Genomic DNA, 18,263 nt, shown 5'->3' on the forward strand with positions numbered 1-18,263 from the left:
GCTGTTAAGCCTGCTTCTCACAATTTTTTTGACTATTAAATAACTTTTTTCCAATTTCAAACTTACTAAACATTAGGTAGTTCCCAAGTAAGATTAATAAAATTCCAAATACAGCATTTAAGGTCCACTCATATCCTTCAAAGAAGGTAGAAACAGTTAGAGCAACTAAAGGGAAGAGCAACGTGCTATACGCTGCTTTTGAAGCACCAATTCTCCCAACCAGAGAAAAATAAGCAGAGAACCCAATAACTGTGCCAAATACAGCCAAATAAAGTACCGAACTTAAAAATGGGAAATTCATTGGAGGCATTAAATCTTGGCCAGTAAATAAAGCTAAACTTAACATCACTAACGATCCATAAGTCATGGCATAACAGTTTGTGGAAAAGATATTTAGACCACGTTTTTGATGTCTAACACTGATCATATTTCCTAAAGAAAAACCGTAAGTGCCTACAGCACATAGCCCAATACCTAATAATAACTGAGCATTAAATTGGCTATTTATGAGATCATGCCAAAAGAGTAAAACGATACCACCTAGGCCTAAAAGTGCAGCTGGCGCAAAGTTTGGGGAAGGTTTTTGCTTAAAAAAGATAAGCGCATTAATGGCATTAAAGAAAACAGCCATCGAAAAAATGACAGACTCTAAACCGCTATTTACATATTTAACGGCGGTATAAAAACAAATAAAGTTTAGGCCGAAAACACATAGACCTTGCAGCATACAAAATAAATGATCTTTTAATGCAATTCGCTGTAATTTTCCAGAAAATAGTAAAACAACCCAAAGTAATAAGGCTGAAATAGCAAAACGCCATAAAATTGCGACGACAGGCGTTGCATAATGGCTCTGAACGGCAATTCCAATCCATGTTGTTCCCCAAATCAACACCACCGCAACATAGAGTAAAATATTCATAAGTTCATCCTCGATTACCAAGCTTAAGTATCTAGGAATGCATAATTTTTCACGTATATATTCTTGTGTTCTACATGCAAGATCTTGCGTTTTTTATAGAACTAAACTAGCTCAATTTTGCTGAATATGGTTAACTTAAGCTCAATGAGATTCGTTTTAATTTTGCATGGCCTATCAAACTTTAGAACAGCTACAGCAATCTAAAGCCAAGCTTCACGAAACGGTGGTGCTTGATGAAAATATGCAACTTGCATTTTGGTCTAATCAGCAAGATCGTGTAAGTGTCTGTAGCGATCACCACACTTTAAGTCTGTATATTCAAGATGGCTATGAAAGCTATCAAAAAACACCTGCGGGCTGGAAAAATGGCGGTGGGCCGGGTCGTTTTTGCTTATTGCCTGAACATCAGGAGTCGACTTGGGATATACGAGGTGGGCTTAAATTTGTCCACTTGTATTATACCGATCAACATTTGCGTGATGTTGCTGAAAAAATATGGGACAAAGAACCCAATCAAATTGAACTAAATGAAGTGGTGTTCAATGACGATGAGCGGATTCGAGCGTTATACCAGTTTTTCCTATTAGATTGTGATTGGAAAGATTCAGCAAACCATTTACAGATGAGTACCACTGCCAGCTTATTGCTCAATCATTTAATTCGAAGATATAGCAACGTGAAGTGGCAGCAACCCGTCATTAAAGGTGGGCTGGCGCCTCATAAACTTAAATATATTCAAGACTGGATTGAAGGGCATTTAGACCAAGCATTAACTTTGTCTGATTTAGCAAATGTTGTGAATTTAAGCGAATATCATTTTGCCCATATGTTTAAACAGTCCATGCATATGGCACCTCACCAATATGTCATGCAAAGACGCTTAACTAAGGCAAAAGGTTTAATTCAGTCATCTCAGCTTTCTTTACAAGATATCGCGCTGGTGTGTGGTTTTAGCTCAGCGAGCCATTTAAGCCATCGCTTTAAACAGTTTTATGGTATGAGTCCTTCACAGTTACGTTAAAGGGCTCATGACTCATTTTTATAAAATATAAACACCTAAACCAATCAGTGCTGATGCAAAAATGACATACAGCACGTTAATGTTAAAGCGGAATAACGCAATAAATGCAGCAATGGTAATTAAGGCTGCGATAACATCAAAGTGACCAGAAAAACCGTGTGGCCATAGCACGTGATAACTAAAAAATAATGCTAAATTTAAAATTACACCGACCACAGCCGCGGTAATTGCAGTGAGTGGCGCCGTAAATTTAATTTCATTATGTGTAGATTCAATAATGGGTGCACCAGCAAAAATAAATACAAATGAAAAAAGGAAAGTAAACCAAGTCACAATGATTGCACCGAGTGCTCCAGCAAAAAATAGATGCTCAGAGCCAAGTAAGGAATGATTGACACCACCTAAAAAACCAACAAAGGCAACCACCATAATGAGTGGGCCAGGTGTCGTTTCGCCTAAAGCCAAACCATCAATCATTTGAGTGGGTGAAAGCCATCCAAAATGATTTACAGCACCTTGATAGACATAAGGTAAAACCGCGTAAGCCCCACCAAAAGTGAGTAATGCAGCTTTAGTAAAAAACCATGCCATTTGAGTATAAGAATGATGCCATCCAAAATATGCGCCTAAAGCTAAAATTGGTAATAACCATAAAATTATTGCCACAAAAATAAGTTTAGCTAACCGCAACCAATGGAATTTAGCATACTCTGGTGTCGGGGTATCATCATCAATAAATGCCGGACCATAATCCTTTTGACTGGCTTTATGCCCAGCGACTGAGGAAAATAGTTCTGGGTACCTTTTACTGCCTAAATAGCCAGCAATACCAGCTGATAGAACAATAAGAGGGAAAGGAAGCTTTAAGACAAAAATGGCAAGAAACGCCGCAATTGCGACGAACCATAAAAATTTATTTTTAAGCGAACGGCTACCTATTCGGTACGTTGCATGAAATACAATTGCGGTAACGGCAGGCTTAATCCCGTAGAAAATACCTGCAATCACAGGAACATCTCCAAATTTTATATAAACCCAAGACAGTCCAATTAAAATAAATAAGGAAGGTAATACAAATAGAATACCTGCAACTAATCCTCCAGCAGTTCTGTGCATAAGCCAACCAATGTAGGTTGCTAATTGCTGTGCTTCAGGACCGGGTAACAACATGCAGTAGTTGAGGGCATGCAAAAATCTTTTTTCAGATATCCAGCGCTTTTGTTCAACGAGTTCCTCATGCATCACAGCGATTTGTCCAGCTGGCCCACCAAAACTAATAAAGCCAAGCTTGAGCCAAAATAAAAAAGCTTGCCAGAAGGTGACTTGAATAATACTTTCAGGTAAAGGGAATTTTTCGTTTTCCATTTTTATCCCATCAAAAAAATTGATTCATATGGATCAAGAACATTAAAAACTAGTTACTTTTACTGAATTAAATAAGTTAGATGTACTATGCAGCTATAAAATACAGAATAAAAATGAACTTCTTATTATTTTAAAAAGATATTCTTCTAAAAAAATCTCTAGAAGAATATCTATCTTTTATTTTCTAATGATCATGTTCTAAATAATCGGGTTTTTTAGGAAGCGCAAGGCTACACAAGAAACAGATAATGAGCATGACAATCACATAAATAAAGAAGGTATTTTCAATTCCAGCGGCTTTGAACTGCAAGGCAACCGAAGGTGCAGAACCACCAAACAGCGCATTCCCTACAGCATAAGAAAACCCTACACCTAAAGCTCGTACATGAGGTGGGAACATTTCTGCTTTTACCAAACCACTAATAGAGGTATAGAAACTCAGAATCATCATCATAAAAATGAGTAGTAAGGCAATGATAATCGGCGAATCTATATAATTAGGCATCCCAATGGCCATGACTGGATAGATAAAAATCGCAGATAATAAGCTAAATGCTAGCATTGAAGAACGTCGCCCAATACGATCCGAAATTGAGCCAAATACAGGTTGAGCACACATATAGACAAATAGTGCGAAGGTCATGATATAACCAACGGTTTTTCCGTCCATTCCTAAATTGGTTAAATAGGTTTTTGAATAAACAGTTTCTACATAAAACGTTAATGAACCAGCCGAGGTATAACCCACCACCAATAAAAAAGTTTTCCAATGTTTTTTAAAGAGCTCTCTTAAGCTACCAGATTCTTTCCGTTCGCTGTCTTGATGAGAAAGTGTTTCTTCTAAGCGGCTACGTGCCAGTAAAGATAAAATTGCGGCAAAACCACCAATAACAAATGGAATACGCCACCCGCCATCAAGTAATTGTTGCTCACTTAAAAACGTTAATAAAATAACGCCAAGTAAGCTGGCAAGTAACTGGCCACCAGAAAGGGTGACATATTGGAAAGAGGAATAAAAACCACGTTGACCCTTTAAGCCTAATTCACTCATATATGTTGCTACAGCACCATATTCACCACCTACCGATAGACCTTGAAGTAAGCGTACGACTAGTAAAAGGAAAGGGGCAAATAAGCCAACTTGTTCATAAGTGGGTAGGGCTGCAAATAAAAAAGAACTCAAAGCCATAAGACAAATTGAGATGACCATCGATTTTTTTCGACCATGCCGGTCTGCAATACGCCCAAATACCCAACTACCAATAGGACGCATAAAAAAGCTTGCAGCGAATACCCCCCACACATAGATAGATTTAGTCGTACTATCCATATCTGGTGCAGTTAGAGCTTGAGTAAAGTAGGCAGCAAATACTGCATAGATATAAAAGTCGAACCATTCAACTAAATTACCAGAGGCTGCGCCTACAATCCCACGTATTCTGCTACGTTTTTCTTCCTGAGTGTATGTCATATTTCTTCCATCATTTTGCAGACAAAAACGAGGAATTTTTAGATATGCTGGATAGAAAAAAGAATGAAACTTTAAATATCACTCAATCCTGAGCATGTCCTTAAATTCCTAAACCTTCATTTTTTCTAATTTTAAAATTCGATTCTAGTGAGATTACGTCCTTTTGTTCGATTTAATGATATTTTTACCGATGATCGAACACTTCCTTTGTCTTAACTTGATAATTAATAGTATTTAAAATCAGTAAGCTAATTTAACAATATTATTTTTCTGTTCTATTTCTCCTGTTGAGTACCATTTCTAGCTTAAGTTTATTTTGAATATTTGGTAATGCTTAAAAAGTTATAGCGTCAATTTCTAAGAAAATACATGAAATTTATATAATGATAAGCCCATAAAAGTTGTATCACATTCACTTAATCGAAAAAATACAGAATAAGTTGTTTCTCAATATATGTAGCGGTATTCTTGCGTGGCTAAAAATAGGCTCAGTAGTTACTTCTAGCGCTTCAAATTATGCACGGTATGGCAGGTAGTTATTCAATGGAAAGACGTTCGTTAAATCTTCACTTCATGACATGCTCTAAAACAGCATTGGCTTCATCTATTGCACTCATAACATCTGTCGTTTATGCAAATGAAGCGGAGGTTTCCCAGCTCCCAACCATTACTGTGAACGCCGCCCAAAATAATGATGCGCTATACACATCAAAGAAAGTTAATTTATCTGGTTTTCAAACAGGCGATGTAAAGAAAGTTCCTGCATCTATTACCACCATTACCTCTGAGCGCATAGCAGATCAACATGCAAAAACGCTAACTGATGTTATTAAAAATGATTCATCGTTAGGAGATGGCTACGCTGCCATTGGCTATTATCCAAACTTTGTAGCACGTGGTTTTGCCCTCGATTTAGGCTCTAGTTATCTCATTAACGGCCATACCATACGTGGCGAGCAAAATGTAGCTTTAGAAAATAAAGAGCAAGTTGAGATTTTAAAAGGCATTTCTGCGATTCAAAGTGGCATGTCGACACCAGGTGGTGTGGTTAACTATGTAACCAAAAGACCTGCCGATGTTAAAACTATTACGGTCGATGCAAATTCAGAAGGCGGCTACACACTGGCAACAGATGTTGGCGGCTTTGTTAATGATAGTTTCGGTTATCGAATCAATTTGGCGCATGAAAGTATTCATCCAAATGTTGATCATGCAAATGGTAAGCGTGAGTTTGGTTCAGTAGCTTTAGACTGGAAAATTAATGATCGCTCTAAACTACTGTTTGACATTGAAGCTCAGCATCAAAGCCAACGTTCGGTACCAGGTTATCAACTGCTTGATGGGCAAGAAGTACCAACAAATGTAGATCAAGATCTTTTGTTGGGTTATCAGTCTTGGAGTAAACCTGTTGTAAATAACAGTGTAAATGCGAGTTTAAAATATCAATACGCATTTAATGATCAATGGAATGGTAGCTTAAGTGCATCTCAAAGCCGTGTTGTGATTGATGATAATAGTGCTTTCCCGTGGGGATGTTATAGCGATATTTGTGAAGTTACTGGCTTAGGTAATACTTTTGATAAACACGGTAACTATGACATTTATGACTTCCGCAGCCCAGATGACACACGTGTTACTAACCAGTTTACTGCTGGGTTAAATGGTCAATTCAACACTGGCAACATTCAGCATCAAGTAGCTTTCGAATTACAACGTACTTATAAAACCTTAAAGCACCATACACCACTGAATGTAGCGGTAGGAACAGGCAATATCTTTGAAGATACGATTGACTACAGTCCATCATCAGAAATTCCAGGTGATCGTTACAAAGCCCTAGAAAGTGATCAGACTGCATTTATAATCTCTGACCGAGTTCAATTTAACGATCAATGGTCAACGTTATTGGGGGGAAAACTTATTCATCTTGATGAGCAAGCTTATAAAGCAGATGGTCAGCAAAGCCGAGATACCGATTTAAATAAGTTTTTACCGCAATTAGCGCTTATGTATAGTCCAACTGCTACGACTAATCTTTATACATCATATGCCAAAGGATTATCGGATGGTGGAGAAGCTCCATGGTTTGCTAATAATCCTCTAGAAGTTTTATCACCTAGAAATTCTGAACAATATGAACTTGGTGTTAAGCAACAAATTCGAAACTTTTTGGTAACAGCAGCTATTTTTGATTTAAAGCAAGACAATCAATATAGCCAAGTTAATGCAGATGGAACATTTGATTTTGTTGAGCAAGGTGAACAGCACAATCAAGGTATTGAGTTAGGTTTAACTGGTGCCCTAACCGATACACTCGATGTAAGTTCAGGGGTTACCTATACGAAATCACGTCTTGTTGATATTGAGAGTGACAGCTACAAAGGCCATCAAACTCAAAATGTTCCGAAAGTCCGCGCAACTGCACAGTTATCTTATAAAGTACCTTCAGTTGAAGGGTTAAGATTACTCAGTGGTATGCAATACAGTAGCAGTAAATATGCAAATAAGGAGGGAACTGCAAAAGTAGGCGGATACAGTGTCTTTAATATTGGTGCTGCCTATAAAACAAATTTTGCTGGGCATGACACGACCTTCAGATTCAATATTGATAACTTATTTAATAAGAAATATTGGCGTGATGTAGGGGCATTTATGGGGGATGACTATTTATTCTTAGGTAATCCACGTACAGCCCAGTTCTCTACAACTTTCAGTTTTTAAAATATAGAACAAATAAAAAAGGAGCTTATAAAAGCTCCTTTTTTATTTTCAGGAATTAAGCCGACATCTTTGGTTTAACCATATTATTAATCGACAAGATATCATCAAGCACTTGTGCTGATAATAAGCCTTCGTTCTGAACGAGTGCCAATACACTTTGTCCAGTTTCGTTTGCAGTTTTAGCAATACGAGTTGTAGTTTCATAACCCAAATATGGGTTAAGCGCAGTCACAATACCAATTGAGTTTTCAACTAAAGCTTTACAATGCTCAGGGTTCGCCGTAATCGTATCAATACATTTACTTTGGAACATTGCCATCGCGTTACCAAGCAAATCCATAGATTCAAATAGTTTGAATGCAATAAGTGGTTCCATTGCATTTAACTGTAATTGACCAGCTTCAGCAGCTAAAGTTACAGCCAAATCATTTGCAATAATTTGGAAGCAAGCAAGGTTCATCGCTTCAGGAATGACTGGGTTTACTTTACCCGGCATGATTGAACTACCTGGTTGACGTGCTTCTAAGTTAATTTCATTGATACCAGTACGTGGACCACTTGAAAGTAAACGCAAGTCATTGGCAATTTTTGAAAGCTTAGTTGCGGTACGCTTTAATAAACCAGATAAAAGAACAAAGTCACCCATATCTGAAGTTGCTTCGATTAAATCAGGAGCAGACTTAATTTTCTTACCAGAAATTTTTCCAAGCGCTTGAATCGCAAGTTCACGGTAACTATATTCAGTGGTAATTCCTGTACCAATCGCGGTACCACCAAGGTTCATATAAGCTAAAACATTTGGAATAAGCGTATTAATTTGTTCAAGATCTTTTTGTAGAGTTACTGCAAAAGCACCAAATTCTTGTCCTAGTGTCATAGGCACAGCATCTTGTAACTGAGTACGACCCATTTTTAAGATGTGAGCAAATTCTTGAGACTTGTTGCGGAAACTTAAGATTAAATTATTAAAAGGAAGATTTAATTCATCTAAGCTTAATAACAAACCTAAGCGAATCGCAGTAGGGTACACGTCATTTGTTGACTGTGACATGTTAATGTCGTTATTAGGATGTAGATACTGATATTGACCTTTAGAATGTCCCATATATTCTAAAGCAACATTCGCCAATACTTCATTTGCATTCATATTGGTTGAAGTACCAGCACCGCCTTGCATCATATCAATCGGGAACTGGTCATGAAAATTACCGCGAATAAGTTGATTACAACTGTATTCAATCGCTTCAAATTTAGTTTGATCTAAGCTTTTAAGATTATAGTTCGCTTCAGCACAAGCAAGTTTTACCATTGCTAATGCTTTAATTAAATGAGGGAAATTTCCCACTTTGCTTTGTGTTAAGTTAAAGTTTTCTAGAGCACGTAATGTTTGAACTCCGTAATAATCATTATTATTGATTTCTCTATAACCAATAAGATCCTTCTCAATACGGGTGGTAATTTCAGCGTTCATCATTAAACTTCGAATTAGTAAAGAAGATAATTCATATTAGATTTCGAAATGCTTCTCTTCTAATGCATTTATCAAGTTAATTATGCATTTTTTGCATATCAATTTTTTCCTTTTCTAAACCTAAAAATAGAAAAACTTTTTTCTTCACACATTACATCTAAATTTTATTTTATAAATTAATAGTTTACTTTTTAGATAAATTAAAAATAAAAAGTTCTATGATGAACTAAATGAAGATGTAATTTGAAAAAGAGCTGCATGCACAATTTTAGACTTGTTAATTTAAGTGAAATATCAACTAAATTAATGAGGATAATTAAACCGGAAATGTAGTTTATCTAACAAATTTATATAAAAATGTGATGCATTTCACATAAAAAACACTATAATACGAAAAAATCTTAGTTTTAAGTTTATGTTAAAAGTCACAGCCGCATTAATTATTTTGGGAAGTTTTACATACTATGTGCTTTTCCACGGTGAAGAGAAAAGTGAGTCTAAAACTTCTCGTCTGCTTAAAGAAGCAGAGCAATCAATCGCTTCTGCTGAAAGTTCTGTAAACAAGGCTAATAGTATTGTGCCCATATCTTACAAGTAGCCTTAGTTCTTAGGTTAACCATTCCATATTATCCATCAAAATATTGTTTTATCTAGATTTTCTTAAAATTTGGGTAAAAGACTGTATGTATAGAGACAAAATTCATGAGAATGAAGTTTATCGCCTATGATCCCAATTCTGGGGAAAAATTAAGCTTAAAAGAGCATATCCACCATATGGATAAATACACCACTTATATCTTTTTTAGTGATGAAAATGACAATATGGTGTTCAATCCCCAGAAAAAGCAAGTTTTTGAAATTACTCAATATACTTCTAATATGATGGTTGAAATTTCAAGAAAGTTATATTACCTCATTGGTGAATATTAAGAATTCGTTTTAATTCAATCTTAAGTTAAATACTTTAGTAGAATAGTCAGGTTTTGTGGACTGAGCTATACTGCAAGCATATCTTCTGATTTAAATGAATTTATTGAGTCAGAGAGCTTAATTCCTGAAATAAGCAAGATAGTCATTTTTAGTTTTACAGTCCGTATTCTTCCCCAAGGTGCGGACTTTTTTTATAAAAAATAAAACATGAGTAAAGCATAGGATTATTTCTATTTTTTATTAACTTAAAACTTGTTATTTACTTGCGTTATATGCTTCTTACTTTTTGATTTAAAATAATTTTTAGAGTAATAATTTTATATTTGTATGAGTTGTTGAGTTAAATCAAAGTCTTTTATTCTCTTACGCTCTTTTCTATGTCAGAATTATTTAAATACTTACTTTTATTGTTTGGCTTTGCCAACCCTCCATCGCATTTTTGCAGGTACTCCCATGTTTTATAGTTTTTATTCATCTATTCAGCTATTTATTCAGCTTCCCAACCAGACAAATTAAGGACATAACTATAAAAAGGGAATGCAAAAATGAACTTAGAAGTACGTTGGGTAGAAGACCTTTTGACACTTGAACGAGAGCGTTCTATTTCAAAAGCAGCCGAAAAACGATTTATTAGTCAATCTGCTTTTACGCGTAGAATTCAGCAAATAGAAGAGATGATTGGTGCTGAAGTTATTATTCGAAATAATAAAAATAATATTGAATTTACCGACATTGGGCGAATTATGTTGGTCATGTCTAAAAATATTGAGAAGCAGGTAGAAGAAACAGCCAAGCTGATTAAAAATATCAAAAATGAAACCGAATCAACGATTCGTTTCTGTGTTGTCCATTCATTAGCATCAGGTTTTTTGACTACTTTTTTAAAAAAATTCCCAACGTTTATGCGTGATTTAAAAATTGAAATTGTCGCGACGAATAGTGGTGAAGGCTTATCTCTTTTAAAAGAAGGCGCCTGTGATTTTATGATTTGTTATGCAGATCGATCTAATATTAATCGGGTTGGTGATGATATTTTAAGTGGCATCAAGATTGCTGAAACAGAGATTGTTCCAGTATCAGCTACCGAAGCCGACCATACGCCTAAGCATACAATTCAGAGTAATTTTTCTTTGCTTGCTTATAGTAAACACGCTTATTTGCGAAAATTGGTAGATCAACTGATCGAAGGTAAACTGATCTATAAAACTTTATATGAGACTGACAATGCCACCAATTTGAAAGAACTTGTGCTACAAGGTCTAGGTGTCGCATGGATTCCAAAAATTAATGTAGAAAAAGATCTCGCTACCGGAAAATTGGTCATGTTGGATCATAATGAGTATTGTCTGCCACAAGATATTTATATTTTTAAAAATAACTTGAGTGATAACAAATCAGTTCAGCAAATCTGGAAGGGCTTCCAAACTCAGCATGATTAAAATTTATAATGATATGTGATGTGTTCAACATATTTACATACAAAGTAATCAATTAAAGAGCTCATACCTTTGTCTTTGTGATGAAAGGCTTTATAAAGCATTGCTCATGGTCTAGATTCTTTGTTAATTTAGACCATATATCAATAATTCAGAAATTTAGTGGGCATTCTTATATATGCTATACCTGATTTCATTCCTTTTGAATGGATTATTTGATCCAGACGGAGACAATTTTGTTTGATCTAGATAGTAGATTACTAAATATTTTTTATCATATTTATCGGTTTAAAAGCGTTTCAATGGCTGCCGATGCTATTGGCCTTACACAACCGAGCGTTAGTAATGGACTGAACAAAATCCGTCAGCATTTTAATGATCCACTTTTTATTCGTGTTGGAAATGAAATGATTCCAACCGAATTGGCTAAAGAAATCTTTCCACTCATTAGTGAAGTGATTGATAAAGTTGAAAGCATTAATAACTTTAGTGTGAACTTTGACCCGCTAACTTCAGATCAGCTTTTTACAATTGCGATGACAGATGTCTCTCATCTGGTTTTATTACCGCAATTAACCAACTATTTGAAAGAGAAAGCGCCTTTAATTCGCTTAAATATTAGGCCGATTACGCCAGAAACCAGCTACCAAATGGCAAATGGTGAAATTGACCTCGCAATTGGCTTTTTACCCCAGTTAGAAGAAGGCTTTTATCAACAAAAGTTTTTTAAACAGCATTATGTGGTGATTAGCTCAAAAAGCCATCCTCGTTTAGACCCAAACAATTTCACTTTAGATGATTATATGCGTGAATATCATATTGATATTGATGCAGGAATTGGGCATTACCATATTAAAAATGAATTACAGAACAAAGGATTGGATCGAAATATTTTAATTCGATTACCAAGTTATTTAGGAGTGGGATTAGTAGTACAAGAAACAGATGCGATTGCAACGGTACCGTATTATTTAAGCCAAGTTTTATTGGTTAGAGAAAATTTACAGATTTTACCGGCGCCTCTAGACTTCCCAACCTATGATGTTAAACAACATTGGCATATGTCTTGCCATCATAAAAGTAGCCATAAGTGGTTCCGCCAAACCTGTTATGAACTTTTTAAAGTCTAAAAAAAGAAGGTGTAAGAAAAACGCTTACACCTTCTGTGTGATTTAATTTTTAGATTTCAATTGCGACCGCTGTAGCTTCACCACCACCAATACATAACGCGGCAACACCTTTCTTTTTACCTAGGCGTTTTAAAGCATAGATAAGAGAAAGAATAATTCTTGAGCCAGTTGCTCCAATTGGGTGTCCTAAAGCACAAGCACCACCATGTACGTTGACTTTTGCTTCATCGATACCTAAATCATGAATTGGTGCCATTGCCACCATTGCAAAAGCTTCATTAATTTCCCAAGCATCTACCTCGTCAACAGACCAGCCAGCGCGCTCAAGCACTTTTTGAATCGCACTAATCGGAGCAATGGTAAATTCACTTGGATGCTGCGAGTGCGTAGAAGTTGCAACTATTTTTGCCAAAGTATTTAAGCCATGGCTTTGAGCATATTCTTCTGTGGTAAGTACTAACGCAGCAGCACCATCAGAAATGGAGCTTGAGTTTGCAGCTGTAATTGTTCCATCTTTACTAAAAGCTGGGCGCAATGTTGGAATCTTCTCAAGATTAGCTTTTAATGGCTGTTCATCTTGATCGATAACTTCAACACCTTTACGTGTTTTGACTTCAACAGGAACAATCTCTTCTTTGAAGTAACCTTCGGTAATGGCAGTTTGCGCTTTTTTCAAAGAAGAAATCGCAAAGTTATCCATTTGCTCACGTGTAAAACCTTTGGTGTTTGCCATGTCTTGAGCAAAAGAACCCATTAAGCGGCCTGTTTCAGCATCTTCAAGACCATCTAAAAACATATGGTCTTTAATTTCACCGTGACCCATACGGTAACCACCGCGAGCTTTCGGCAGAATATACGGCGCATTGGTCATAGATTCCATGCCACCTGCAACAATAATATTGGCACTACCAGCTTTTAAGGTGTCTGAAGCCATTAACACCGCTTTCATAGCAGAACCACATAGTTTATTGATGGTGACTGCACCCACATGATCTGGTACACCAGCTTTACGCATCGCCTGACGAGCAGGGCCTTGACCTATGCCTGCACTCAATACGCAACCAAAAATAACTTCATCTACTTGGTCTGGTGCAACACTTGCACGTTGAATAGATTCGCGAATTACAGCAGCGCCAAGTTCTGGTGCGGTTAAAGCGGATAGGCTGCCTTGAAAACCGCCCATTGCAGTACGACTACCTGAAACTATAACAATTGAACTCATCTTAATATCTCTTATTGATGTATTTGCTAAATTTGCCTTTAGTCGAAACTAAAGACGCCAATAAATTAAAAAGTGGGTGGGGTGTAGCTAAGCGTTCTTCCAAAGAACCATAATAAAAATAAAACTAACGGGAAGTGCACAACAAGCTGAGTGACTGTAAAACCAATCACATCTTTTGCTTTTAGTTTTAAAATGCCTAACATTGGAAGCATAAAGAATGGATTGATTAAGTTCGGTAAAGCTTCGGCTGCATTATAAATTTGTACAGACCAGCCCAAATGAACTTTCAAATCATTTGCTGCTTGCATGACATATGGTGCTTCGATAATCCATTTTCCACCGCCAGATGGTACGAAAAATCCAAGGATGGCAGAGTAAATTCCCATCACAATTGCAAAGGTTTCTTTTGAGGCGATTGAAACGAAAAACTCGGCTATATAATGCGAAAGCGATAAATCTTGGCTGTTTAAAGCTTGCGTCATAATAAAGGCGATGCTTCCGTAAAGTGGAAACTGAATTAAGATGCCTGATACGGCTGGAACTGCCGTTGAAACAGCATTTAAAAAGTTTCGTGGTGTTCCATGCAACGCTAGACCCAGCATTAAGAAAACAAAGTTGTATGTGTTTAAGCTTGAAATAGCGATGATTGGATTACTTTTTGAAAATTCAAAAAACATCCAGATTAAGCCTAAAGCAACCACAATAATCGTTAAAATCGGCGAGTTTTCTAACCAGTCACCCGGACGCGTTGATTTCTCCTCATGTGGTTTGTCTTCTTCAAATTGAACGTCAAAACTATCAATCGTTTTAACATTATTACCTTTTGGAGCTGACCAATACGCGATCGCAATTGAAACAATCACCAAAATAATGGTCATCGCAATTGATTGCCAAAGGAAAATCGTTTCGGTAAATGGAATAACACCTGTCAGGTTATAAATTGACTCAGGTAAACTGGTTTTATTTGCCTGAAGCTGTGCAGCCGAAGAACTGATTCCAAGAGCCCACGTTGCTCCCATACCAATAATTGCCGCTGCCGCAGCAGCGCGATAATCCATGTTCAGCTCTTTACGTTTTGCTAATGCAATCACTAAAAGTGCAGTAAGAATCGTGCTTACAGCCCAATTGACCAATGAAATTAACAAGCTGACAGTTGCAACCAAAACAATAGCACCACGTCCAGAACTGGGAATACGTGCCATTTTTTGAATAAGAAATTTTACGGGCTTAGAAACAGAAACGACATAACCTACAATAATGAGCATCGTCATTTGCAGGGTAAAGGGAATAAGACTCCAGAAACCGTTACCGAAAGAAGTCGCGACATCGTGAATTGGCGCACCGATACCTAAGGCGGCAACAGACACAATAATGACGCCAAGTAGAGCAAAAATATATGAATCAGGAAACCATTTTTCAGACCAGTCACTAATCCGAAGAGCAAATCTTTCAAAAATTCCTTGCTGTTTTTCCATAGCTGAAAAATCCTTCTCGTTCTTATTTATAAACAGCACATCCGGTGCTTAAAAGGGTTAAGACTCAAGCTCACTTTCTAACTTAAGCCTTATATTTATTACTAAAAATTTATTTTATGCGACTAAGGTTTTGTAGAATTCGACGCCCGTAACAGCTTGAATCTGTTCAAGCGTGACATCTTTAGCAAGTTCAATCAGCTCAACACCTTGTGGAGTAATGTCCATTACACCTAGGTCAGTAATTACGCGATGAACCACACCTTTACCTGTTAAAGGCAAACTACAGTTTTTCACAATTTTTGGCGTACCATCTTTTGCGCAGTGTTCCATAAGCACTACAACTTTTTGGACACCAACAACCAAGTCCATTGCGCCACCCATACCTTTGACTTTCTTACCTGGAATCATCCAGTTAGCCAAGTCACCATTTTCAGAAACTTCCATTGCTCCTAAAATTGCAATGTTGACGTGGCCACCACGAATCATGGCAAAAGATTCTGAGCTTGAGAAAAAAGCAGCACCAGGGCGAGCAGTGACTGTTTGTTTACCAGCATTAATCAAATCAGCATCAACCGTTTCTTCAGTTGGAAACTCGCCAATACCTAATAAACCGTTTTCAGATTGAAGCCAAACATTAATATTTTCAGGGATATAGTTGGCAACTAGAGTAGGCAAGCCAATACCTAAATTGACATAAAAACCGTCTTCAAGTTCTTTTGCAGCACGTTGTGCCATTTCATTGCGTGACCAAGCCATTTTATACTGCCTCCGTGCTTAAAGTTTTATGCTCAATGCGTTTTTCAGGTGATGCATTCAGTACAATACGGTTTACATAAATACCCGCTAAATGGATTTCATCCGGATCCAATTCACCAATTTCAACAACCTGTTCAACTTCTGCGATTGTAATTTTTCCAGCCATCGCACATTCAGGATTAAAATTTTGAGCAGTTTTACGGAATACTAAATTACCCGCTTTATCTGCTTTGTAGGCCTTAACAAGAGCAACATCTGCTGTTAAAGATTCTTCTAAAATGTAGTTTTTGCCATGAAAGGTACGTTCTTCTTTACCTTCGGCAATGAGTGTACCGACGCCAGTCTGAGTATAAAATGCTGGAATTCCTGCACCGCCAGCACGTAACTTTTCAGCTAAAGTACCTTGTGGTGTAAGTTCAACATCGAGTTCACCATTTAAATATTGGCGCTCAAATTCTTTGTTTTCACCAACATAAGAAGAAATCATTTTTTTGATCTGTTTGGTTTGAAGCAAAATACCTAAACCAAAATCATCTACACCTGCGTTATTCGAAATACAAGTAAGACCAGTCACACCACTTTGCTTAACTGCAACAATCAGTTTTTCAGGAATTCCGCATAAACCAAAACCGCCAACAGCAAGTGTTTGATTATCTGCAATAACGTCTTTCAGTGCTGCCTCTGCATTGGCATAAACTTTATTCATTCTATTGTTATCCTATATCCCTTAGTAATCTTAGTTTTAGCATCTCATTTCGTGTTATAGAAGTTAATTTTTTTAAAGGATTAATAAGTATAATCAATGAATACTATCAAATTAACAATAAAAAAGCAGTCGTATATAACGCTTAAATCTTTAATAAAATGTTTTAAGATGTTGAAAAATATAAAAATAAAAAATTTAGCTTAAGCGTCTGCTTAGCTCATCCTAAAATGCAGTCTTTAATTTTTTAAAATTTATATTGAACTAAAGCCTCAATAAATTGAGTCGAAATATTTGAAATTTCAAAGTTCTTTTTATAAACAATTCCTACAGTCTTATGAATAGACTCATCCTTTAATTCAATCAATACGTTGTGTTCTTTATCAATGTGTTTAGCAAAGTGCCTTGGAATCGCACTTACTCCAATTCCATAAGCCACAAAACTTGAAAGTGATGAAATTTGATGACATTCAACTTTCAAATCGAGCGTTATATTATTTCGCAAACAATTTTGCTCAACTAAATATCGAACAATTGAAGGTTTTTGTAAGGTCACGAATGGATTTGAACAAAGCTCATGCCATGTAATAGAAGGTAATTGAGCGAGTGAATGAGTCTTAGGTAATAAAGCTAAGAAATCTTCTTCAAACAGTGGCTTGAATTCTAAGCCTTCGGTGAGATCAGGTTCAAAGCAGATACCAAGTTCAAAAATGCCGTCTTGTACTTTTTCTATAATGGTTTCATTTGGAATATCTTGAATTGAAAAGTTCAGGTTGGGATGAAGTTCTAAAAATTGATGAATCACCTCAGGCAGAATTGCATGAGTCACAAAGGGCATTGAGGCGATACTTAAGGTTCCGCGATTGAGTTTAAAACGTTGTTTGACATCGTTCTCCATTTCATCCCAATTGGCGAGTAATTTTTTAGCATAGGGAATGAGGGATTTACCTTCTTGGGTAAGCTCAACACGACGTGTGTTACGGTTAAACAATTTACCGCCTAACTCTTCTTCTAAACTCTTGATGGTGAGACTTAAAGCAGACTGGCTTAGATGTAGCTCTAAAGATGCATTGGCATAGTTGAGGGTACGTGCAAGAGCTAAAAAAGCTTTTAATTGTTTAAGCGTCATTTCATTCCTTTAGATTGCTCAGCTCACCTAGAAGGGTAATTTATACGAAAATTTGTCTAATATGATGTTTTTTGACAAAAAATTATGAAAAAGAAAGTAGAGAACAATATGCTGAATTATTTTAGTAAATTTTCCAAGCAGAATTCATCGGTATTATTTGCAAAATATAGAGCCATTCCAACGACATGAAAAAATAAATAACCTAGCCAAATTGCTTGAGGGGCAACTTTTAAGCCTTCTAATAAAATAGTTGTTGAATAAATTGCTACTAAAAAAGTGAAGAAGATAATGTATGTAGTACTCGCTACAAATTTATATTTCGGTGCTAATTGAGGAACTTTATAGCCAATCCAAATTTGCATACCACAATTTATGATCAGGGCTATTATAGCTACAAGTATTTCTGGTGCATTTAAAAATTCTAAAGAAAGCTGTTCGCTGATGAAAATGATTTGCCACAGTACAAACATACCTAAAGGGTATAATATAAATTTAATCCACATCATATTTT

At 36.4% G+C, this 18,263-nt stretch carries 16 protein-coding genes; 6 read left to right on the forward strand and 10 right to left on the reverse strand.

What is annotated here, in order from left to right; translation table 11 throughout:
* Positions 1–4: 4 nt before the first annotated feature.
* Positions 5–922, reverse strand: a complete 918-nt coding sequence (locus tag ACT53H_RS07965) for a DMT family transporter (protein WP_476008984.1) — start codon at positions 920–922, stop codon at positions 5–7.
* A gap of 166 nt (positions 923–1,088) precedes the next feature.
* Between ACT53H_RS07965 and ACT53H_RS07970 the strand changes: the two genes are divergently transcribed.
* Positions 1,089–1,943, forward strand: a complete 855-nt coding sequence (locus ACT53H_RS07970; protein WP_476008985.1) for a helix-turn-helix domain-containing protein — start codon at positions 1,089–1,091, stop codon at positions 1,941–1,943.
* 18 nt (positions 1,944–1,961) lie between these two features.
* Here the strand turns inward: ACT53H_RS07970 and chrA are convergent, their stop codons facing one another.
* Positions 1,962–3,308: a chromate efflux transporter gene (gene chrA, locus ACT53H_RS07975; RefSeq protein ID WP_476008986.1), complete on the reverse strand. Its 1,347-nt coding sequence runs from the start codon at positions 3,306–3,308 to the stop codon at positions 1,962–1,964.
* A gap of 184 nt (positions 3,309–3,492) precedes the next feature.
* A complete protein-coding gene (locus tag ACT53H_RS07980) occupies positions 3,493–4,779 on the reverse strand; it encodes an MFS transporter (RefSeq protein WP_476008987.1) in 1,287 nt (428 codons plus the stop codon).
* Between the two features lie 516 nt (positions 4,780–5,295).
* On the opposite strand from ACT53H_RS07980, the gene ACT53H_RS07985 reads away from it, so the two are divergent.
* Positions 5,296–7,500, forward strand: coding sequence for a TonB-dependent siderophore receptor (locus ACT53H_RS07985; protein WP_476008988.1), 2,205 nt, complete (start codon positions 5,296–5,298; stop codon positions 7,498–7,500).
* Between the two features lie 55 nt (positions 7,501–7,555).
* On the opposite strand, the gene ACT53H_RS07990 is transcribed toward ACT53H_RS07985, so the two are convergent.
* A complete protein-coding gene (locus ACT53H_RS07990; protein WP_004792497.1) occupies positions 7,556–8,974 on the reverse strand; it encodes an aspartate ammonia-lyase in 1,419 nt (472 codons plus the stop codon).
* A gap of 412 nt (positions 8,975–9,386) precedes the next feature.
* Between ACT53H_RS07990 and ACT53H_RS07995 the strand changes: the two genes are divergently transcribed.
* The 4 genes from ACT53H_RS07995 (at position 9,387) to ACT53H_RS08010 (ending at position 12,467) form a co-directional block, all read left to right on the forward strand.
* On the forward strand, positions 9,387–9,569 hold the full coding sequence (locus ACT53H_RS07995; RefSeq protein ID WP_476008989.1) for a hypothetical protein: 183 nt from the start codon (positions 9,387–9,389) through the stop codon (positions 9,567–9,569).
* 110 nt (positions 9,570–9,679) lie between these two features.
* On the forward strand, positions 9,680–9,901 hold the full coding sequence (locus ACT53H_RS08000; RefSeq protein WP_014206692.1) for a hypothetical protein: 222 nt from the start codon (positions 9,680–9,682) through the stop codon (positions 9,899–9,901).
* Positions 9,902–10,446: 545 nt separating this feature from the next.
* On the forward strand, positions 10,447–11,340 hold the full coding sequence (locus ACT53H_RS08005; RefSeq protein ID WP_476008990.1) for a LysR substrate-binding domain-containing protein: 894 nt from the start codon (positions 10,447–10,449) through the stop codon (positions 11,338–11,340).
* 233 nt (positions 11,341–11,573) lie between these two features.
* The gene (locus tag ACT53H_RS08010) at positions 11,574–12,467 is read left to right on the forward strand and encodes a LysR family transcriptional regulator (RefSeq protein WP_003651675.1); all 894 of its coding nucleotides are present in this window, start codon (positions 11,574–11,576) and stop codon (positions 12,465–12,467) included.
* A gap of 49 nt (positions 12,468–12,516) precedes the next feature.
* Here ACT53H_RS08010 and ACT53H_RS08015 read toward each other — a convergent pair whose 3' ends face one another.
* The 6 genes from ACT53H_RS08015 to ACT53H_RS08040 form a co-directional block, all read right to left on the reverse strand.
* Complete coding sequence (locus ACT53H_RS08015) at positions 12,517–13,689, reverse strand: thiolase family protein (RefSeq protein WP_476008991.1); 1,173 nt, start codon at positions 13,687–13,689, stop codon at positions 12,517–12,519.
* Between the two features lie 65 nt (positions 13,690–13,754).
* The gene (locus ACT53H_RS08020; RefSeq protein WP_476008992.1) at positions 13,755–15,164 is read right to left on the reverse strand and encodes a short-chain fatty acid transporter; all 1,410 of its coding nucleotides are present in this window, start codon (positions 15,162–15,164) and stop codon (positions 13,755–13,757) included.
* Between the two features lie 114 nt (positions 15,165–15,278).
* Entirely contained in the window at positions 15,279–15,920 is a 642-nt protein-coding gene (locus ACT53H_RS08025; protein WP_004792490.1) for a 3-oxoacid CoA-transferase subunit B, read from the reverse strand.
* Between the two features lies 1 nt (position 15,921).
* Positions 15,922–16,626 carry a CoA transferase subunit A gene (locus ACT53H_RS08030; protein ID WP_004792489.1) on the reverse strand — a complete coding sequence of 235 codons (705 nt, stop codon included), beginning with the start codon at positions 16,624–16,626 and terminating at the stop codon, positions 15,922–15,924.
* Positions 16,627–16,870: 244 nt separating this feature from the next.
* Positions 16,871–17,752, reverse strand: coding sequence for a LysR family transcriptional regulator (locus ACT53H_RS08035; protein ID WP_004792488.1), 882 nt, complete (start codon positions 17,750–17,752; stop codon positions 16,871–16,873).
* Between the two features lie 116 nt (positions 17,753–17,868).
* Positions 17,869–18,258, reverse strand: a complete 390-nt coding sequence (locus ACT53H_RS08040) for a hypothetical protein (protein WP_004792487.1) — start codon at positions 18,256–18,258, stop codon at positions 17,869–17,871.
* Between the last annotated feature and the right edge of the window lie 5 nt (positions 18,259–18,263).

The sequence above is a fragment of the Acinetobacter sp. DMC2 genome, assembly GCF_056314305.1.